This is a genomic window from Rhizobium sp. SU303 (assembly GCF_021052345.1).
GTDB classification, from domain to species: domain Bacteria; phylum Pseudomonadota; class Alphaproteobacteria; order Rhizobiales; family Rhizobiaceae; genus Rhizobium; species Rhizobium laguerreae.
Genome location: NZ_CP088097.1, coordinates 363,823 through 382,014, shown reverse-complemented (window position 1 = coordinate 382,014; position 18,192 = coordinate 363,823). Strand labels below are relative to the sequence as shown.

The following is an 18,192-nucleotide window of genomic DNA, read 5'->3' as shown; positions in this document are numbered from 1 at the left end:
ATGACGACGATGATTGAATCCGGAAAGCTCGTCGAGCGATTGAACGCGATCTGCGATGCCCAGCCGTTCGTGACGCGCTTCATGGTGCGTGCGCTTGGCAGCGGCGAAACGATCGGCAGAGGCGCGGACGAGGAAACCCCTTCCGCCAGCACCCGAAAGACCTCGATCATGATGGCCGCCCTGAAGGCCGCCCATGAAGGCCGCCTGGATCTGGACGAACCGATCATCTACGAAAAACGTTTCGCCGAGGAAGTGGCGAGCGGGATGTTCCGCTATCTGACGCCGGGTATCGTCATATCGCTGCGCGATGCCATCACCGGCATGATGGTGCTGAGCGACAATGTCTGCACCAAGATGGTCTTCGAAAGGCTGACGCTCGAAGAGGTCGACAGCTATTGCAAGTCGATCGGCATGTCAGGCACCAACCATCGCTTCCTCATCCCTCCCTTGGCGCTGTCGCCCGATCATTCTTTGAAAGCCGTCACCACGACGACGGCGCGGGATCAGGTCTATCTGCTGCAGACCATCCTGGATGCGCAGGATTCGCAGGAAGCCGCGGACCGGCTCGGCTGCTCGCAGGCGCTCAGCGCCTACGCGCTTCAAACCCTGAAGAACCAGATCCTGCGTTATGCCATTCCCTCCCGGCTGCCCTTCGGGGTGCTCGTCGCCCACAAGGGCGGCACGGGAAAGCGCGGCCGCATGAATGCCGGTATCGTCTATCGCGACGGTTCCCCCTTCTACATCATCGCCGCCTATACCGACGACGTGCCGCAGGAGGTGCCGGACGGCACCCCCGGCTACACGGTCGCGCTTGAAACCATCGGCAGGCTTTCACGCGCCTGCTGGGATGAATTCCAATCCTAACGATCATAAAAAGAGGGTAGAACAATGCACAAGCTTCTTCTTGCAGGCACCATGTTGATGGCGATGACCGGCGTGGTCGACGCCCGCGACATCGTCGTGGCTCAAAGTTCCGATCTGCGCAGCAACAATCCGGGCGTCAATCGCGACGGCAATACCGATGGCGTCATCCTGCATATCGTCGAAGGGCTCGTCGGCTATGCCAACAACGGCGAGGTCAAGCCGCTGCTGGCAAAGAGCTTCGAAGTCTCGGCGGATGGGCTGACCTACAGCTTCAAACTGCGTGACGACGTCAAATTCCACAACGGCAAGACATTAACCGCCGATGACGTCGTGTGGAACTGGAACCGTTATCTCAAGCCCGAAACGAAATGGACCTGCCTTCCTGATTTCGACGGCAGCGGCAGCGTCCATGTTACCGGGATCAAGGCAGTCGATGCTTCGACCGTCACCATCACGCTGGAAAAGCCATCCGCGGTTTTCCTTGGCCTGATGTCGCGCCCCGAATGCGGCTACACCGGGATGATCTCCCCGGAATCGGTCGGCGCGGACGGAAGCTTCGTCAAGCCGATCGGCACCGGTCCCTTCAAATGGGATGAATGGAAGAAGGGCGAGTATATCCATCTCGCCAAGTTCGACGATTATGTCTCGCCGGAGAACGACGGCAAGCCCGACGGCATGGTCGGCTCCAAGCGCCCTCTCGTCGATGGCATCAAGTTCATGGTCATTCCCGACGCTTCGACCGTAAAGGCCGGCCTTCAGTCCGGCGTGCTCGATACCGCGGAGATTTCGCCGGATCTCATTCCCGAATTCAAGACGAGCGACACGATGCAGCTGATCGTGGCTCGCAACAACGGCAAAAACCTCTTCTACATCCAGACGCGCGACAAGGTTCTGAGCAATCCCGGCGTGCGCCGCGCCATGGCGATGGCACTCGATCTCGATCAGCTCGTCGAGGCCGCCTCCAATGGCACCGGCGCAGCCAACGGTTCGATGGTCTCGCAAGACTCGCTCTATTTCGACGATGTCCAGAAGGATCGTCTGCCTTACGACATCGAGGCCGCGAAGAAAGAGCTTGCGACGGCCGGCTATAAGGGCGAGCCGATTACCATCATCGCCAACAAGCGCAGCAACGTGCCAAGCTTCCCGGCCGCGGTGATGGCGCAGGCCATGATGCAGCAGGCAGGTCTCAATGTGCAGATCGAGGTGCTCGACTATGCGACGCAGGTCGATCGCCGCCGGTCCGGCAACTACCAGATTATCTCGCAATCGGTCGCGCCGCGGCTCGACCCGGCGCTGATGTACGGCTTTTATGTCGGCAACAAGGACAAGAATGCGTCATTGATGTGGGATGATCCGAAGGCCGTCGAGTTGATGAAGGCCGCCTATGCGGAACCCGACCAGACGAAGCGTCAGGCGATCTTCGACGAGTTTCACACGCTGATGCTCAAGCAAATGCCGGGCATCTTCCTCTATGACATGGTGGATGTCTGGGGTGCCACCAAGAAGCTGAAGGGCCAGCCCGTCTGGCAATCGAATGCCCGTCTTTGGGAAGTTTCGCTCGACAATTGAGCCTGAACTGCCGCGCCCGATGAGGTCGGGCGCCGCCATCCCGTTTCGACAGTCAACAGGAGATCCGGCAGGCAGTCCTGCCGGGTCCGGTGCAACACGTCCCTGTGGCGGCAGGGCAGACAGCGAGGAATACCATGAATCTTGACGCGATCAGCTCCATTGCCGCGACGGTCGAAAAGATGAAGCCGGATTATATCGCTCTCAGCGACAGTATCTGGGACTTCGCGGAGTTGAAATTCGAGGAGCGGCGCTCGTCGCAATTGCTGGCAAGGACGCTCGAGGAAAACGGCTTTGCCGTGCGCCGCGGCGTGGCAAACATGGAAACGGCCTTCATCGGCCAATCCGGCAGCGGCAAGCCAGTGATTGCTTTCCTCGGCGAATTCGATGCCCTGGCCGGAATGAGCCAGACCGCCGACCTGGCCGAGCCTCTTCCCGAGGCGGCGGGAGCAACCGGCCACGGCTGCGGGCACAATCTGCTTGGCGTCGGATCGCTGATGGCGGCGGTTGCGCTTGCCCGCCACCTCAAGGAGAACAACCTGCCCGGGACGGTGCGCTATTACGGCTGCCCGGGAGAGGAGGGCGGTTCCGGCAAGACCTTCATGGTTCGCGCCGGCGCATTCGATGACGTCGATGCCGCCCTGACCTGGCATCCGGCTCCGTTCAACGGTGTTCGCTCGACGAACAATCTTGCCGTTCTCGAATATTACTATCGTTTCAGGGGTGTCGCGGCACATGCTGCCAACAGCGCTCATCTCGGCCGCTCGGCGCTCGACGCGGTCGAACTCATGAATGTCGGCGTCAATTTCCTGCGCGAACACATGCCGCAGGATTGCCGCGTTCACTACGCGATCACCGACACCGGCGGCAGAGCCGCCAATGTCGTGCAGGCCAGCGCCGAGGTTCTCTATCTGATCAGGGCGCCTGACATGCCGCAGGCACTTGAGCTTGCCGGGCGCGTCGAGAAAGTTGCACGAGGTGCGGCGATGATGACCGAAACCGAGGTCGAGATCGTGTTCGACACGGCTTCGACGAACCTTCTTCCCAATATCACGCTGGAAACGGCAATGCACGAGAACATGGTCGCACTCGGGCCGATAGCCTTCGACGAGGCCGACATCGCCTTTGCCAGGAAAATCCAGGATACCTTCACGCAGGAAGCGATCAGGAGCAGCATCCGTCTCTATCAGATCAAGGGCGATGTGTTCTCCAACGCCAAGGTCGATGGCTCGACGCCGTTGCACACCGGTCTGCGCGATTTCGAAGGACAATCGCATTTCCGGGCCGGATCGACCGATGTCGGCGATGTCAGCTGGGTGACGCCGACCGCGCAATGCTGGGCGCCAGCCTGGGCGATCGGCACCAATCCCCATACCTGGCAGGTCGTCGCGCAGGGAAAAAGTTCGGCCGCGCACAAGGCCATGGCGCATGCGGCCAAAACGCTTGCCGCGACGGGCTTCGCCCTGATGCGGTCATCCGACCTCCTGGCAGCCGCGAAGGCCGAGTGGCGGGAAAAGACCAGCGGCAAGGCCTATGTGTGCCCGATACCCGACGATGTGATGCCTGCATCGGTTCACAGCCGGTAGTTCCCGTCTCCGTCTATTGTGACAGCGACCTGCATCGCACCCGCTTGCAGGATCCCATGAAAAAGCACTAAGGGTATGGAAGTCGAAAGCGCGGAACTGAGGCATTTCACCGCTTTCGAACCTCAAACACCTCGGAAAAGGCAAAGATGACAAGCTCCGAATGGCGGGTGGGAGTGCTGTTTTCCAGAAGCGGAATTAGCGAAATTACGGAAACCGAGCACTTTCTTGGCACCGCGCTTGCGATTGAGGAAGTCAATGCGGCGGGCGGCGTGCTTGGCAAGCCCATCGTTCCGATCGCCTATGATCCGGGTGGAGATCAGACCGCCTATCGCAATCTGGCACGGCGCCTTCTGGCCGATGACGACGTCAACATCATCTTCGGTGCGTCGATGTCGGCAAGCCGAAAGGCGGTGCTGCCGATCGTCGAGCGGCACAACGGACTGCTGTTTTATCCGTCGATGTATGAAGGTTTCGAATATTCGGAGAATGTGGTCTATACCGGCGCCACCCTCAATCAGAATACTTTCGCGCTCGCGGAATACCTTCTCCGCCACCATGGACGCCGGATCCTCTTTGTCGGTGCGGATTATATTTATCCGCGCGAATCCAATCGGGTGATGCGGGACGTGGTAGAGGCAAAGGGCGGTGAAGTCGTCAGCGAGCGATACCTTCCTCTTCATGCCGACGAACAAACCTTGCGTTCGGTTATTTCCGATATTGTCCGTCTCAAGCCCGATGCCATTTTCTCGACGATCATCGGCCGGCCGGCGCAGCGTTTTTACCGCATGTATGCCGAGACCGGCATCGATCGCAGGCGGGTTCCGATTGCCAGTCTGACCATGGCCGAGAGCGAGATTCGCGAAATCGGAGCCGACGCCTGCACCGGCCATATTCTCTCGGCGACTTATTTCCAGACGGTTGAGAACGAGGCGAATGAGCGCTTCGTAGGGGCATTCAAAGCCCGTTTCGGCCAGGACTTCACCACCAGCGTCTGGTCGCAGCCGGCCTATGCGCAGGTTCACCTTTTTGCCCGCGCGCTTGCCCGGGCCGGCTCGCTCGAGACCCATCGCATTTCCGAAGAAATTCTCCTGGAAGATTTTCTTGCTCCGGAAGGCCGGATCAATTTCGATGCCGATACCCGCCACCTCTGGCTGCATCCCCGCATTGGCGTGGCGCGCGCCGATGGACTGTTTGATATTGCCTGGCAGGCGCCTGGCCCGATCCGGCCGGATCCCTACCTGACGGCTTCGCGGTTCGAAGACGTTTGGTTGGAGGCCTGAGATGGCGGGACCGAGCAGGATCGTTCAGGATCTACGGCGCGCACGCGTTCTGGTCGTCCATCCACGCGACGAGGACGGCGACGTACTGATCGCTCACCTCAAGCGCCTTGGCTGCGAGGTCCGGGCGACCTGGCCGCTTCCGCCAGCCTTGCCTCCTGACGTAGACACCGTCTTCCTGCATGTCGAGGATGTGCACGTCGAGCACGCGCTGCAGATTATCGACCTCCAGCAGACGGCGATCATCGCCATCGTGACATATGAGAGCCCGACCGCTCTCCAGGCGATCATCGATCTCAATGCCCACGGCGTGATCAGCAAACCGTTGCGGCCGCTCGGCATCCTGACGCAATTTGCGCTTGCACGTTATCGGCATGGCTACGAAAAACGGCTCGCCGGCAAGGTGCAGAAACTCGAGGAAACCTTGAAAAGTCGCCGACTGGTCGAAAAAGCCGTTTCGGCGTTGCGGGTGATGAATGGTCTCGACGAGGAGGCGGCCTATAAGCTCTTGCGCGATCAGGCGACGTCAAAGCGCGTTCCGATGGCGACGATCGCCGAATCCATCATTGCCGCGCAAGACACCATGAAAAGCCTCGGACTTTCCATCGGCACAAAAACTCAACCTTAAGCGCCAACCCTTGCGTCGCTGAAAATGCCCGCTAAAGCCGCTTGACGGTCACATTCTTTCGTGCAAGCCTAAAGACAACGAGCAGGTTTGCTCGGCGGCAGGGCTGCCGCATTCACATCATGGCTATGTAGCCTCTGGTTCACGGATTGAATTCCGTGCCAGAGGTTTTTTGCGTTTGGAGACAAGATTGACCGTCAAGACCTCAGCCGCACGGACGGTAACCGTCGCAACCGTCCAATTCGAACCGATCGTCGGTAATCGCGCCGGTAATCTTGCGGCTATCGATCGGCTGGTGAGGTCGGCAAAGACCAGGGGCGCGGAGATCGTCGTTCTGCCGGAACTCGCCGATAGCGGCTATAACTTCCGTGACGGCGACGAGGTTGCCACATTGGCCGGCCCGGTACCCGGCGGCCCGAGTGCCGAGACGCTCTGTCGCCTCGCCGAGGAGCTTGGCCTTTACATCGTCAGCGGCGTTGCCGAGCAGGATGGCGGCCGGTTTTATAACAGCGCTCTTCTCTGCGGTCCCGAGGGATATATCGGGAAATACCGCAAGCTTCATTTGTGGAACAACGAAAACCGTCTTTTCAGAAAGGGCGATCTCGGCCTGCCGGTATTCGATCTGTCCTTCGGCCGTATCGGCATCGCTATCTGCTACGACGGCTGGTTTCCGGAAACGTTTCGTCAGTTGGCGCTGGCCGGCGCCGAACTGGTCTGCGTCCCCACCAACTGGGTCCCGATGGCCGGTGCGGAAAGCGTTCCCGAACCGATGGCCAATATCCTCCACAAGGCGGCCGCCCACACCAATGGTCTCTACATTGCCTGCGCCGACCGGATCGGCATCGAGCGCGGCCAGTCCTTCATCGGCCGCAGCCTTATCGTCGGCCCGCAAGGCTGGCCGATATCTGGTCCGGCCAGTGCCGATCGCGAGGAAATCCTCCTTGCGCAAATCGATCTGTCGAGCGTGACGGAAACCCGCACGCTCAACAGCTTCAATCATCTGCTCGGCGACCGCCGAGCCGATGTCTACGGGTAACAACGACCCACTCAAGAAAGGGGAACAAAATGCAAATGAAAACCATAATCCTGACGCTGGCATCTGCGGCATTCGCCACCGCAGCTTTCGCCGAGGAACCGATCAAGATCGGCGTGCCGGTCGGGCTGTCAGGCGCAAACAGCGTGGTCGCGCCATCCGTCGTCCAAGCTGCCGAGCTCGCCGTCGAAGAGATCAATGCCAAAGGCGGCGTGCTCGGGCGGCCTCTGCAGCTTGAGATCGCCGACGACGCATCGGGGGCGGCCGGCGCGCAAAAGGCCTTCGATTCCCTGGTTTTCCAGAAGGAGGTGAACGTGGTCATCTCCATGGAGACGAGTGCTGCACGCAATGCCGGCCTGCCGATCATTTCCAAGGGTGATGTGCCATACATCTACACGTCCTTCTACGAAGGCAAATCCTGCAACGCCAATCTTTTCGTCGATGCCTGGGTTCCAGAACAGCAGGTACCGCCTGTCGTCGACAATTTCATCAGCAAACAGGGCGCAAAGAAGTTCTTCCTGATCGGTTCGGATTATGCCTTCGGACGCGGCATGCTGACCTTCGCCAAGGGCTATATCGAAAAAGCCGGCGCTCAGATCGTCGGCGAGGAATATCTGCCGATGGATGGCAGCGACTGGACGGCGATCATCTCCAAGCTCCGCTCCTCCGGCGCCGATGCCATCATCACCTCGACGGCCGGCGGCGCACCGAACGTGACCTTGACCAAGCAGTTGCGCTCGTCTGGCGTCACCCTGCCTTACGGCAATCTCGCGGTCGACGAAGGCACCGCCAAGAGCATGGGCGCGGATGCCAAGGACATCTTCCTCTCCGCATCCTATGTCACCGGCATCGACAGCCCGGAAAACAAGGCTTTTCTCTCGGCCATGGACAAGAAGTTCGGCAAGGAACTGCGCACGCCGAACGATCTTTCCGTGCCACAATATGAAGCGATCTACCTTTACAAGGCAGCCGTCGAAAAGGCCGGCAGCACGGATACGGCGGACGTGCTCAAAGCCCTTCCTGACGTATCCTTCACCGGTCCGCGCGGCAAGATCTCCATGAACAAGCAGCACCACGCGCCGCTGACGATGTATCTTGGCCAGGTCAAGGACGACGGCAGCGTTGCAGTCGTCGATAGCTTCAAGGACGTCGATCCTGGCGATCAGTGCCCGAATCTCTGAAACCAGCGTGGCGGGGCAGGGCGCCCCGCCACCAGCATCGGAGTTCTAGAAATGACGCTCTTCCTCGATATTGTCAGCACTGCGGCCATTCTCTTCATCGTTGCCGCCGGGCTACTTGCGATCTTCGGCGTGCTGAAGATCATCAATTTCGCGCATGGCGCATGGCTGACCATCGGGGCTTACTGCGCTGTCGTCGTCAGCGGGTTCGGCCTCAATCCGTGGCTTGCCATTCCCTTCGCGTTTCTGGTCGGCGCGATCCTGGGCGGCGTTGCCGAACGGTTCATCGTGCGACCTCTCTATCGCCGCCCGCTCGACGCCATTCTTGCAACCTGGGGCCTTGGCATCGTCATCGGGCAGCTGATCACGCTCTGGTTTGGCCGCGACGTGCAGTTCACGCCGGCGCTGCTGCCCGGCACCTTCGATCTCTTTGGCGCCGGCTACTCGGCCTACCGTCTTTTCGCCATTGTCGCGGCGATCGGTCTCGGTCTCGGCTTCACCTTGCTGCTCGATGGGACAAGACTTGGTCTTTCCGCCCGGGCAGTCATCATGAACGAAACGCTGGCGCGCGGGCTCGGTATCGATACCGAAAAGGTACGGCTCGCGACCTTCATGATTGGCACCGGCCTCGCGGCCCTTGCCGGCGTGCTCCTCGCGCCGCTGACCAGCGTCGATCCCAATATGGGCGTCGCCTGGCTGACAGGCGCCTTCATGCTGGTGATGGTCGCAGGCTCTTCTTTCACTGCGCTTGCTGCCGCCTGCCTCATCTTCGGGGCCGCTCAGGTGCTCGTCAGCACCTATTTCAGCCCAATCCTCGGCGGCATCACCGTGGCCGTCCTCTGCGCAATCACACTGCGCATACGTCCGAAGGGATTTGCCCGTGCGTGACAGACAAAAACTCCGGCTTGTCCTTCTTCTGGCGCTGGCGCTCACAGCTCTCCTGCTGATCGTCTTCGGACCGATGTTTCTCGGCCGCTTCAGCCTCAACGTACTGACGCGTTCGATGATCTACGCCATGCTGGCGATCACCGTCGACTTGCTGTGGGGCTATACGGGTGTTCTCACCTTCGGGCAGGCGGCGTTCTTTGGCGTCGGCGCCTATGCCACCGCTATGGTTCTCACCCATATCGGCGCAAGCCCGGCGCTTTTCGTCGTCGCCCTTGTCGCCGCCGTGCTCGTTCCGCTCGTGCTTGGCCTCGCCGTCGGCTGGCTGTCATTTTATCACGGCTCGACACCGCTCTATGCCACCGTGATCTCGCTCGTCGTGCCGATCGTCGTCACACAGCTCGTCTTTTCGGGCGGCACCTGGACTGGTTCCTCGAGCGGCCTCGTCGGTTACGAAACCCTCCCGCTCGGGCTTCCCGGTTATTTCCGCCTGTCGGGCGCGTGCCTGTTGGCCTTGGCCGTTCTTGCAATAGTCTTCGTCCGGTCGGACGCCGGCCGTCTGCTCGTCGCAATCCGCGACAATGAAGCCCGCGTTGCCTATCTGGGCATGAACCCCGCCCGGCTGAAGATCGTCCTGACGGGCGTTCTGGCTGGCGTATGCGGCCTGGCTGGCTTCCTTTATGCCAACGCATCGGGGGTCGTCGCGCCTGAGAATACCGGCTTCGTATTCGGAACCGAACTCGTCGTCTGGACGGCGCTCGGCGGCCGGGGAACGATCATCGGACCCTTGTTCGGCGCAATCGGCATCGATTATCTGAGCGCCAGCCTTTCGGGCGATCTGCCCTTCCTGTGGCAACTGATCATCGGTGCGCTTTTCGTCGCCATGATCATCCTTTTGCCGGGCGGCCTCGCTTCCCTGGTGACGCGTTTCCTGCAGTCGGCGAACTCCAGCAGCACTCTGAATTCCCTGCCGACGCGCATCGTCGCCAAGGATGGTGCGTTGGCAGGCAAAAGCCTTCTGTCGATCCGCGGTCTCGGCAAGTCCTATGGCAGCTTCTCCGTCCTCAAGGGCATCGACCTTGAAATCGGCGCGGGAGAACTCGTCAGCCTGGTCGGCCCCAACGGCGCCGGCAAGACCACGCTGATGCGTTGTCTGTCGGACGGTACCCAGCAGATCGAAGGTCAAGTGGATATCATCGGCACGAATATTGCCGGTCGTGCACCCGAACGGATCGTCGCCCTCGGTGTCGGCCGCAAATTCCAGGTTGCCAGCATCTTCGACAGCATGACCATCGGCGAATGCCTCAAGATGGCGCGTTTCAGCCGCGAGAGACCCAACCCGATGCGATCGCTTGGCGAGATCATGCTGCCGGCCGCGGCAGCCGAGATCCTGACGCTCACCGGCATGGCCGACATGCTGGACAAGCCGGTCTCGCTGCTGTCGCACGGTCAAAGGCAGGCTCTCGAACTGGCAATGGTCGTCGCTCTGGAACCACGCATCATTCTTCTCGACGAGCCGACTGCGGGTCTTACCAAGACCGAGCGCATGACCATCGGAACCATCCTCAAGAAACTGACGGACGAAATGGGTTTCGCCGCCATCTTGGTCGAACACGATCTGGATTTCGTGCGTGACATATCGAGCCGCATCGTGGTTCTCCACCAGGGCAAGCTCGTTCTCGACGGGACGGTGAATGACGTGGTCAATTCCGAAACGGTTCGCACCATCTACGCAGGAGGCGCCCATGGCTGATACGTTCAAACTCAAGCTCAGCGGCGTATCGAGCGGATATGGCGCGGTCGATGTCGTCAATGGCGTGTCGCTCGCCATCCGGCCGGGCGAGATCTTCGCACTCATGGGCAAGAATGGCATGGGCAAGACGACGCTGCTGAAGACGATCCTTGGCTTCCTGCGTGTCGGCAAAGGCAAGATCGAGGTGGACGGTGCTGTCATCACCGACAGGAAACCTGCGGAGCTGATCGCTTCCGGCATCGGCTACGCTCCTCAGGAATTGCCGTTGTTTCAGGATCTCTCCATCCGCGACAATCTGCGCCTGGCGCTCAAGGGTGATCGGGATCTGGCATCCGCCCTGGAACGGGTCTACGGCTATTTCCCGTTCCTGAAGGACCGGCTGGCGCAGAAGGCCGGCACGCTATCGGGCGGGGAGCAGAAAATGCTGATCCTGGCGCGGGCGCTGATGCTGCGTCCAAAACTACTGCTGATCGACGAAATCTCCGAAGGCCTGCAGCCCTCCGTCGTCCAGAACATCGCCAAGGCATTGAGGGACGATCGCGAAAAGCGCGGCACGACCATCCTGCTCGTCGAACAGAACCTCGATTTTGCCCTTTCGGTGGCGGACCGCTGGGCCATTCTCAAACTCGGGGCGATCGAAGACGAAAGCCCCAATGGTCCAGATAGCAGCACCCGGGTGCTGCAACATCTGAAGATCTAGGGAGCGGGAGCAAATGCGAGACCCATGGAACGCGTTCATGCCCTATCCGGGTGCGGATGTCGGGCATGCGGCCATCGGTCCGCTTTCCGGCTTTCGCCTGGCGGTCAAGGACCTTTTCGACATTGCTGGCTATCCGACCGCGGCCGGCAATGCCGCGCTACTCGCCACCTCCGGCATCAAGACATCGACGGCGCCTCTGGTCCAGACGCTGCTCGATGCCGGCGCCTGTTTCGTCGGCAAAACCAATACGGATGAGCTCGCCTATTCCCTGATCGGCGGCAACATCCATTTCGGCATGCCGATCAATCCGCGCGATCCCCACCTCATTCCCGGCGGATCGTCGTCGGGCTCGGCCGTTGCGGTTGCCGCTGGCCTCGCGGATATCGGCCTTGGAACAGATACGTCCGGGTCCATCCGGCTGCCCGCCGCCGTCAACGGCCTCATCGGCTGGCGGCCGACACATGGAAGCCTCGACAACAGGGCGCTGCGTCCGCTGGCGCCAAGCTTCGATGTGCCGGGCTTCGTGACGAGAAGCCTGGAACCAATGGCCGCGCTGATGAGCGCCGTCGGCATGCCTGCGGCAAATGACCCACCACCATCTATTCTCGTTCCTGAGGATATTTTTGCAACCATTGACGGCGCGGTCGCTGACGAGATGATCGCCAGCCTTCGATCAGCGGGCATGCCTGTTCGCAGGACCAATGCTATCGCCTCGGTCAGCCTCGCCGATCTTGCTCTGGCGTTCATCACCATCCTGCAAAGGGAAGCCTGGGAAAGCAACAGAACACTCTTCGAGCGGAGTCCTGAAGCCATTGCGCCCGATATTGCGGCGCGTCTTCTGTCAGGATCTCGCCTGGACGACGAGGAGGTGCGCGAGGCAGGCAGTATCCGCGAACTTTTTTCCGCGGAGATCGACGGGCTACTCCGCGAAAATATGGTTGTCGCTCTTCCGACCTTGGCCATGAACCCGCCAAGGCGCGATGCAGAACCGGAACGCTTTGCCGCATTTCGTTCCGCCTGCATCAAGCTTTTGTGTCTCTCGGGCCTTGGCGGTTGCCCACAACTGGCTTTCCCCATTGTCAATTGCGCGGGAAATGTTTCGCTTTCCTTGTTCGGCGCAAGGAGCGCCGACAGGATGCTTATGAATGTGGCCCGGCAATTAACGGCTGAGTGAAAGATCAGATGCGGTGAGTTTCCGCCGTCCGTCCCCGCGGCTTGCGACCGGCCGATGAAATTGTCGGTCGTCGGCGGCACCTGAATCGCAGCACGGCGCGCTTGGTTATTGCGGACCGCCGGCTTTGCGTCGTCGCCGGCTGACCATCATTCCGCCGACGATGAGAACAATTCCGGCCGCGTTCGCCCAAAACGACGCTGGGACGGCGCTGATATAATCAAACGCTACCCCTGTTACCATCTGGCCACCGATGATCAGCAGAGCCGAATTCACCGCGCCTATTCGAGCAATCGCCCAACTGCCCGCCGCCACGAAGATGACGCCGATGGGACCACCCAGATAGGCATACCAAGGCGCCTCGGCAGCACCCGCGGGAAGCAGACCTCCGACAACGAGACCAAGGCAGGTGAGGGCAGCAAAGCCTATGGCATGGTTCCAGAAGGATGCGATCAGCGGCGTCGTCGATATGCTCAACCGCCCATTGAGCTGACGACTGAGGCCGACGAGCACACCGCCCAGGCAGGCGAGGAGAATGAACACCGTCACGCCGCACCTCGCCCAAACAGTATAATGAGCGCAGCCCCCGTGACGACCAAGCCGAGTGCTACGATGTCTCGTCTATCTGGGCGCCGCTTTGGCAGACCGAACAGTCCCCAACTGTCGGCCGCGACGCTGAAGGCGACCTGGCCTGCCAAACCCAAAGCCAAGGTGCCGGAGAGCCCGAGCGGTGAGTTGACCGCGGTCGAGGTCAGAATGACCGTTGCCGCACCGGATATCCCACCGAGATAAGCCCATAAAGGCGCGTTGGGGGCTTTTTCTACCAACGGCGTGCGCCGGCGGTGGACCACCAGGAGAAGAATGACGGCTGCGATGATGCCTGTGCCGTGCGCGGTCCAAGATGAGAACAGGGGATTGCCATAACGGGCCAACTCGCCGTTGAGGTGCACCATGAAAGTCAGGAGCCCGCCCGTGGCAAAGGCTCCGATGAAGTAGATGGGATGCGAATTACGTGCTTCGGTGGTCATTGCAGATCTCTGTCAAAGAATCGATTGCGCCCGATATTTTTCAAATTGCCACTACAGCGCCGCGTCTTTTTGGACGCGCAAAGGACGCTGCAGCACTCGACTGGACGAATGCGTCGACCATAGTTCCTGATTAGGACGGTACGTCTCAGCGGATTTCCCGCCTGGCGTCAATCGTGGTCCGACAAACATCCTTTCCATTGACGAGCCCTTCCGGCAGATGGCTAATGGCCGGGTGTCGTCACTGCCTTGCAAGCATGGAGGATGCAATGCTGCTCAAGAGCGCACGAACATTCGTGGTGCGGGATGCGGGAGGCTTCGTCGCACATGTCAACATGCCGGGCTGGTTGAGGCGCAAGCCGACTGATCACGGCCACGGCCCTCTCGCCATGGTCGTTGAATCCATCCTCGATCCTGGCCGCCTGATCGCCATGCACGAGCACAGAAACGATGAGATCATTTCCTGGGTGCCCGAAGGCGTCATGCGTCACGACGACAAGGTCGCGGGCCGACTGGTGATCGACCGCGATCATCTGATGGTGATGAATGCCGGGGTCGGCTTCTGGCATTCCGAAGAGACGCTGGCATCCGATCCGCCTCTGCGAATGCTGCAGATCCTCGTTCGCCCTTATGCGGTCGATCTCGAGCCGAAGATCCAGCACGGGCCGATGCCGGCTGCCGCGGCAAACGTCTGGCGGCACCTGGTCGGGCCGGAAGGGGAGGGCGCGCCCTTCTATGTCCGCAGCGCGATCGACTTCTTCGACATGCGGCTGGACGCAGGCCTACGGGTGGAATTCCCGCAGAAACAAGGCCGAGACCTCTATTTCTACGTCTTCAGCGGTTCCGTTGTCGTCGATAGGCAGACGTTCGCCGAAGGCGAGCAGGGGCTGCATTTATCGGATGACAAGCTCGAAGTAGAGGCGCAGAGTGCAAGCACGTTGGTCGCGTTTCTGCTCGACCCGAACGCATCTATCACCATGCAGGGGACTGTCGGCGACCACAAGAAGATCCCGCCGGCAATCATCATTCGCGCGTTCCTGCGATGGAGGAAATTTCGCCATATGTGGCGTCGTCATCTTTCGCATCGCCGCTCAAAGACCGAAAAGGCGATATGAATGGAACAAGGATGCCCCTAACGGGTTTCGAACCTTAGCGTTCAATAGGAGGAGCATTTCATGCCTACGGTTGCCGCCACACCCATCACCCCACCAGACCAGCACGTTGTAACAGCCCGCGAAGCCATCGAGCCGCTTTATGAGAAGCTTGAGCTGCAAACGGAATCGCTGGTCCTGTCTGCGGCGCTGGAAGCGGGATGGTCTTCGGATGAGGCAACCGAGGCGCTGGCGACGCTCAGACTGCAGGACGCACTTTCCACCCTTGGACGAACGACCTGACCGACAACCTTCCGAGAATAATCGATATCTCTGGCAACTCCGACAGATCGGGTTGCGCTGGCAGATAACGCACTAATGAATGCGCCAGCGGCGACAGGCATCTACCCATCGCTGCCGTTTTTCGTACCCGACCCGGGCAACACAGACAGGCGGCGGCGCAACTCATTTCTGAAAATTGCGCGTGCCTGCGCGATTTCGTGGAAGCCGATATGCGCAACAAAGCGCATGACCGTAGAGACGGACACGCCGCAGTCGTCCGCGATTGAGGTCGTGCTACCAAAGGCCATGAGTTCCGGTTTGGCCAGGACCCTCTTCGCCACATTCTCGACGCGAAGAGGGAAGGTGACGTGGCGGGAAGCGATGGCCGACTTCAGCTCTTCGAAACTTGCCGGCGGGCTGTTCAGACTGCGGATATGCTGCGGCATTTCTTGGCACACTCCGTCTTTTGCGATCCGGCCTAGAGACCGGAAAGCTGGATCGTCCTGCGCTCGGTAACCGACGTGATGCAGGCGAGCGCGATGGCAAGCGCATTGCGGGCATCTTCACCGGTCGGGCCAGTGACGGTGCCCGTCCTTATGGCCTCGACGAAGGAGGCGAGCTGGGCGGTGTAACCGTGGACAAAGTGATCCGTGTCACGCCGCCAGGTATCGTTCGAAACTCCGTTCTTGTCGTAGAGCGTCATCGAGGAACGGCGCACGTCACCCATCGTCACCATGCCCCCGGAGCCAAAGACCTCGCCGCGGATGTCGTAGCCGTACATGGCGCAGAAATTCGCCTCCGCCACAGCGATCGAACCGTTGTCGAAGCGGATGGTGACGACGGCGGTGTCGTGAAAACCCTTTTTGGCAAAGTCCGGCACCACGAGCGCATCGGCAATCGCCGTCACCTCGATCGGGGTTGCTTTCGGGTTCAGCCACAGCAGCGTGTCGAAGTCGTGGATCAGCGTCTCATAGAAGATCGTCCACAGCGGCGTCTTTTCCGGATTGCCGTCGTAGGGACCCGGGTCTCGCGTCAACGAGCGAAGAAGTTGGACGGAACCAACTTTGCCAGCGTCGATCGCTGCGCGGCCCTCGTAAAAAGCCTGGTCCCAACGTCGATTGAAGCCAACCTGGAGCGGCACCTTCGCAGACTTTGTGACAGCGATAGCCTCGTCTGCTTCCTCGAGCGTCAGCGCCATCGGCTTTTCGCAGAAGACCGCTTTTCCGGCCCGCGCGGCTTCCACGACGACGCTCGTGTGGAAACGCGCCGGCGTGGCGATGATGACGCCATCGATCTCCGGATTGACGAGGAGCTCCGACACGCTGGTATAAGCTTTGGGTGCATCGAGCGCTGCCGCCAGTTTTTCGGCAGCGCCCGGCGCCGGATCGGCGACGGCGAGCAAATTGGCATCAACCAGGCGCCGGGCGACGCTTTCGGCGTGGAACGAACCGATGCGGCCGGCACCGATGAGAGCGAGATTGACGGGACGGTGGGCGGGCATGGAAAGCTCCTGAAAATGCTGTTGTCGGATCAGAGGGAAAACGCGTCGCGGAAACGGGAAAGCGCCAGCTCGTCATCGCCGGATGGCCAGGCTTCCATGCCGATCGTCCCGCGGTAGCCCATCTCGTTCAGTGCGCGTGCAATTCCCGGATAGTTGATTTCGCCGGTGCCCGGCTCCTTGCGGCCGGGAACGTCGGCGACCTGGATTTCACCGATATGTGGAAGAGCGGTGCGGCAAAGCTCGATCAAGTTCCCCTCACCGATCTGTGCGTGGTAGAGGTCGAGATTGAGCTTCAGCGACGGTCGGTTGACGGCTGCGACCAGTGCAATCGTGTCGGCAGCCTTGGCAAATGGCGTCTTCGGGTGATCGACGGCCTCGTTCAGGTTTTCGAGCACGAAGGTGACGCCTTCCTCCTCGCCGAGATCAGCGATACGGTTTAGCGTATCGGCCGCCTTCAGCCACATGGCGCCGGTGACGACCTCGGACTTGACCACGGGCAGGCCCTGTCCATCGAGCCCCGTGCCGTGCAGATTGAGGCGTGGGCAATTCAATTCCTTGGCGACGGGGATCGACAGGCGCGCTGTGCGCAGAAGCTCATTCGCACCTTCCTCGTCTGCCAAAGTGCCGGTCACGTATCCGGTCATCGACGAGAAAGTGGCACCGGACTTTGCGATCGCCTTGATATCGTGTTTCGTCCAGTCCCAGATTTCCGCCTGGAAGCCGAGTTCGGTGATGCGTTTCAGCCGATCAAGGACGGGCAGGGCGCGAAACACCATTTCAGCGCAAATTGCGAGCGTGAAAGGCGATGTTTTTAGGATCATGGTCATTTCTGCTTCCCAATGCTTGTATTGTTCAGATCGTCCCGCCGAGCTCATGAGAAATCACTTGCAGTTCCTTGCCGCCGGCCATGAGGTTCTGCAGTTCCTCGAGAGAAATCTCGCTCTTGTCGAAGGTGCCGAGCGTCTTTCCACGATTGAGAACCGTGAAGCGGTTACCGACAGCAAAGGCGTGGCGGACATTGTGTGTAATGAAGATCACACCAAGGCCCTTCTGCTGGACCTGATGGATGTACTTCAGCACCATGGAGGTCTGGGCGACACCCAATGCGGACGTCGGCTCATCGAGGATGAGCACCTTGGCTCCGAAATAAACGGCCCGCGCGATCGCCACACATTGCCGCTCACCGCCGGAAAGGGTGCCGACCGCCTGGTTCGGGTCGCGGATATCGATGCCGATCTTGTGCATCTCCTCGCGAGTCACCTCGCTGCAATACTTGAAATCGACATGGCGAAACGGAGGAATGCCCTTTACGGGTTCGCGTCCCATGAAGAAGTTTCGCGTGATCGACATCAGCGGGATCATCGCCAGATCCTGATAGACGGTCGCGATGCCAGCATCGAGTGCATCGCGCGGACTGGTGAATGCGACAGGTTTGCCCTCGACCAGGAAATCGCCGCCCGAGGGACGGACCACACCCGAGAGCGTCTTGATGAGTGTGGATTTCCCGGCCCCGTTGTCGCCAAGCAGGCAGAGCACCTCGCCCCGCGACACCTTCATCGAAACGCCCGAGAGCGCAATGACGGAGCCGTAGTGCTTGACGATATTCTTGACTTCAATGACGGGCGGAGCGGTTTCCGATTGGTTACCAGTCATGA

Annotated in this window: 19 protein-coding genes; 13 read left to right on the top strand and 6 right to left on the bottom strand. The window is 60.3% G+C overall.

What is annotated here, in order from left to right; genetic code table 11:
• The 11 genes from RlegSU303_RS30745 (at position 1) to RlegSU303_RS30695 (ending at position 12,641) form a co-directional block, all read left to right on the top strand.
• Positions 1 to 864 carry a class A beta-lactamase-related serine hydrolase gene (locus RlegSU303_RS30745; protein ID WP_231283926.1) on the top strand — a complete coding sequence of 288 codons (864 nt, stop codon included), beginning with the start codon at positions 1 to 3 and terminating at the stop codon, positions 862 to 864.
• Between the two features lie 24 nt (positions 865 to 888).
• On the top strand, positions 889 to 2,433 hold the full coding sequence (locus RlegSU303_RS30740) for an ABC transporter substrate-binding protein (RefSeq protein WP_222373051.1): 1,545 nt from the start codon (positions 889 to 891) through the stop codon (positions 2,431 to 2,433).
• A 134-nt stretch (positions 2,434 to 2,567) separates the two neighbouring features.
• Positions 2,568 to 4,016, top strand: a complete 1,449-nt coding sequence (locus RlegSU303_RS30735; protein ID WP_222403297.1) for a M20 family metallopeptidase — start codon at positions 2,568 to 2,570, stop codon at positions 4,014 to 4,016.
• Between the two features lie 146 nt (positions 4,017 to 4,162).
• On the top strand, positions 4,163 to 5,296 hold the full coding sequence (locus RlegSU303_RS30730; protein ID WP_003553142.1) for a transporter substrate-binding domain-containing protein: 1,134 nt from the start codon (positions 4,163 to 4,165) through the stop codon (positions 5,294 to 5,296).
• Between the two features lies 1 nt (position 5,297).
• Complete coding sequence (locus tag RlegSU303_RS30725; RefSeq protein ID WP_222373054.1) at positions 5,298 to 5,921, top strand: ANTAR domain-containing response regulator; 624 nt, start codon at positions 5,298 to 5,300, stop codon at positions 5,919 to 5,921.
• Positions 5,922 to 6,108: 187 nt separating this feature from the next.
• Complete coding sequence (locus RlegSU303_RS30720) at positions 6,109 to 6,954, top strand: nitrilase family protein (RefSeq protein WP_222373056.1); 846 nt, start codon at positions 6,109 to 6,111, stop codon at positions 6,952 to 6,954.
• Between the two features lie 29 nt (positions 6,955 to 6,983).
• Entirely contained in the window at positions 6,984 to 8,132 is a 1,149-nt protein-coding gene (locus RlegSU303_RS30715; protein WP_222373058.1) for a substrate-binding protein, read from the top strand.
• A gap of 51 nt (positions 8,133 to 8,183) precedes the next feature.
• Positions 8,184 to 9,017, top strand: coding sequence for a branched-chain amino acid ABC transporter permease (locus RlegSU303_RS30710; RefSeq protein WP_222373060.1), 834 nt, complete (start codon positions 8,184 to 8,186; stop codon positions 9,015 to 9,017).
• Complete coding sequence (locus RlegSU303_RS30705) at positions 9,010 to 10,767, top strand: branched-chain amino acid ABC transporter ATP-binding protein/permease (protein WP_231283925.1); 1,758 nt, start codon at positions 9,010 to 9,012, stop codon at positions 10,765 to 10,767. The genes RlegSU303_RS30710 and RlegSU303_RS30705 overlap by 8 nt, the downstream gene beginning before the upstream one ends.
• Positions 10,760 to 11,467 carry an ABC transporter ATP-binding protein gene (locus tag RlegSU303_RS30700; protein WP_222373063.1) on the top strand — a complete coding sequence of 236 codons (708 nt, stop codon included), beginning with the start codon at positions 10,760 to 10,762 and terminating at the stop codon, positions 11,465 to 11,467. Before RlegSU303_RS30705 ends, RlegSU303_RS30700 begins: the two co-directional genes overlap by 8 nt.
• Positions 11,468 to 11,480: 13 nt before the next feature.
• Complete coding sequence (locus RlegSU303_RS30695) at positions 11,481 to 12,641, top strand: amidase family protein (protein WP_222373064.1); 1,161 nt, start codon at positions 11,481 to 11,483, stop codon at positions 12,639 to 12,641.
• Positions 12,642 to 12,746: 105 nt separating this feature from the next.
• Here the strand turns inward: RlegSU303_RS30695 and RlegSU303_RS30690 are convergent, their stop codons facing one another.
• Positions 12,747 to 13,187, bottom strand: a complete 441-nt coding sequence (locus tag RlegSU303_RS30690; protein ID WP_222373067.1) for a DMT family transporter — start codon at positions 13,185 to 13,187, stop codon at positions 12,747 to 12,749.
• Positions 13,184 to 13,666 (bottom strand): DMT family transporter, encoded by a 483-nt coding sequence (locus RlegSU303_RS30685; protein ID WP_017958095.1) that lies wholly within the window; start codon positions 13,664 to 13,666, stop codon positions 13,184 to 13,186. The genes RlegSU303_RS30690 and RlegSU303_RS30685 overlap by 4 nt, the downstream gene beginning before the upstream one ends.
• Positions 13,667 to 13,932: 266 nt before the next feature.
• Here RlegSU303_RS30685 and RlegSU303_RS30680 point away from each other — a divergent pair, with 266 nt between their 5' ends.
• Both RlegSU303_RS30680 and RlegSU303_RS30675 read left to right on the top strand, forming a co-directional pair.
• Positions 13,933 to 14,778 (top strand): pirin family protein, encoded by an 846-nt coding sequence (locus RlegSU303_RS30680; RefSeq protein WP_222373068.1) that lies wholly within the window; start codon positions 13,933 to 13,935, stop codon positions 14,776 to 14,778.
• A 60-nt stretch (positions 14,779 to 14,838) separates the two neighbouring features.
• Complete coding sequence (locus tag RlegSU303_RS30675; protein ID WP_131623566.1) at positions 14,839 to 15,057, top strand: hypothetical protein; 219 nt, start codon at positions 14,839 to 14,841, stop codon at positions 15,055 to 15,057.
• Positions 15,058 to 15,158: 101 nt separating this feature from the next.
• On the opposite strand, the gene RlegSU303_RS30670 is transcribed toward RlegSU303_RS30675, so the two are convergent.
• The 4 genes from RlegSU303_RS30670 to RlegSU303_RS30655 are packed head-to-tail and all read right to left on the bottom strand — an operon-like array spanning position 15,159 to position 18,190.
• Positions 15,159 to 15,482 (bottom strand): RpiR family transcriptional regulator, encoded by a 324-nt coding sequence (locus tag RlegSU303_RS30670; protein ID WP_131623568.1) that lies wholly within the window; start codon positions 15,480 to 15,482, stop codon positions 15,159 to 15,161.
• A 32-nt stretch (positions 15,483 to 15,514) separates the two neighbouring features.
• On the bottom strand, positions 15,515 to 16,537 hold the full coding sequence (locus RlegSU303_RS30665; protein WP_131623570.1) for a Gfo/Idh/MocA family oxidoreductase: 1,023 nt from the start codon (positions 16,535 to 16,537) through the stop codon (positions 15,515 to 15,517).
• A gap of 29 nt (positions 16,538 to 16,566) precedes the next feature.
• Positions 16,567 to 17,364, bottom strand: coding sequence for a TIM barrel protein (locus RlegSU303_RS30660; RefSeq protein ID WP_131623572.1), 798 nt, complete (start codon positions 17,362 to 17,364; stop codon positions 16,567 to 16,569).
• A gap of 25 nt (positions 17,365 to 17,389) precedes the next feature.
• Positions 17,390 to 18,190: an ATP-binding cassette domain-containing protein gene (locus RlegSU303_RS30655; protein ID WP_072641721.1), complete on the bottom strand. Its 801-nt coding sequence runs from the start codon at positions 18,188 to 18,190 to the stop codon at positions 17,390 to 17,392.
• Positions 18,191 to 18,192 lie beyond the last annotated feature (2 nt).

Bases quoted from the DNA above. Each gene is read 5' to 3' on its own strand.
- RlegSU303_RS30730 (WP_003553142.1), top strand. From the start codon at position 4,163: ATGACAAGCTCCGAATGGCGGGTGGGAGTGCTGTTTTCCAGAAGCGGA.
- RlegSU303_RS30695 (WP_222373064.1), top strand. From the start codon at position 11,481: ATGCGAGACCCATGGAACGCGTTCATGCCCTATCCGGGTGCGGATGTC.
- RlegSU303_RS30725 (WP_222373054.1), top strand. From the start codon at position 5,298: ATGGCGGGACCGAGCAGGATCGTTCAGGATCTACGGCGCGCACGCGTT.
- RlegSU303_RS30685 (WP_017958095.1), bottom strand. From the start codon at position 13,666: ATGACCACCGAAGCACGTAATTCGCATCCCATCTACTTCATCGGAGCC.
- RlegSU303_RS30660 (WP_131623572.1), bottom strand. From the start codon at position 17,364: ATGACCATGATCCTAAAAACATCGCCTTTCACGCTCGCAATTTGCGCT.
- RlegSU303_RS30680 (WP_222373068.1), top strand. From the start codon at position 13,933: ATGCTGCTCAAGAGCGCACGAACATTCGTGGTGCGGGATGCGGGAGGC.
- RlegSU303_RS30710 (WP_222373060.1), top strand. From the start codon at position 8,184: ATGACGCTCTTCCTCGATATTGTCAGCACTGCGGCCATTCTCTTCATC.
- RlegSU303_RS30665 (WP_131623570.1), bottom strand. From the start codon at position 16,537: ATGCCCGCCCACCGTCCCGTCAATCTCGCTCTCATCGGTGCCGGCCGC.
- RlegSU303_RS30700 (WP_222373063.1), top strand. From the start codon at position 10,760: ATGGCTGATACGTTCAAACTCAAGCTCAGCGGCGTATCGAGCGGATAT.
- RlegSU303_RS30735 (WP_222403297.1), top strand. From the start codon at position 2,568: ATGAATCTTGACGCGATCAGCTCCATTGCCGCGACGGTCGAAAAGATG.
- RlegSU303_RS30740 (WP_222373051.1), top strand. From the start codon at position 889: ATGCACAAGCTTCTTCTTGCAGGCACCATGTTGATGGCGATGACCGGC.
- RlegSU303_RS30655 (WP_072641721.1), bottom strand. From the start codon at position 18,190: ATGACTGGTAACCAATCGGAAACCGCTCCGCCCGTCATTGAAGTCAAG.
- RlegSU303_RS30670 (WP_131623568.1), bottom strand. From the start codon at position 15,482: ATGCCGCAGCATATCCGCAGTCTGAACAGCCCGCCGGCAAGTTTCGAA.
- RlegSU303_RS30745 (WP_231283926.1), top strand. From the start codon at position 1: ATGACGACGATGATTGAATCCGGAAAGCTCGTCGAGCGATTGAACGCG.
- RlegSU303_RS30675 (WP_131623566.1), top strand. From the start codon at position 14,839: ATGCCTACGGTTGCCGCCACACCCATCACCCCACCAGACCAGCACGTT.
- RlegSU303_RS30715 (WP_222373058.1), top strand. From the start codon at position 6,984: ATGCAAATGAAAACCATAATCCTGACGCTGGCATCTGCGGCATTCGCC.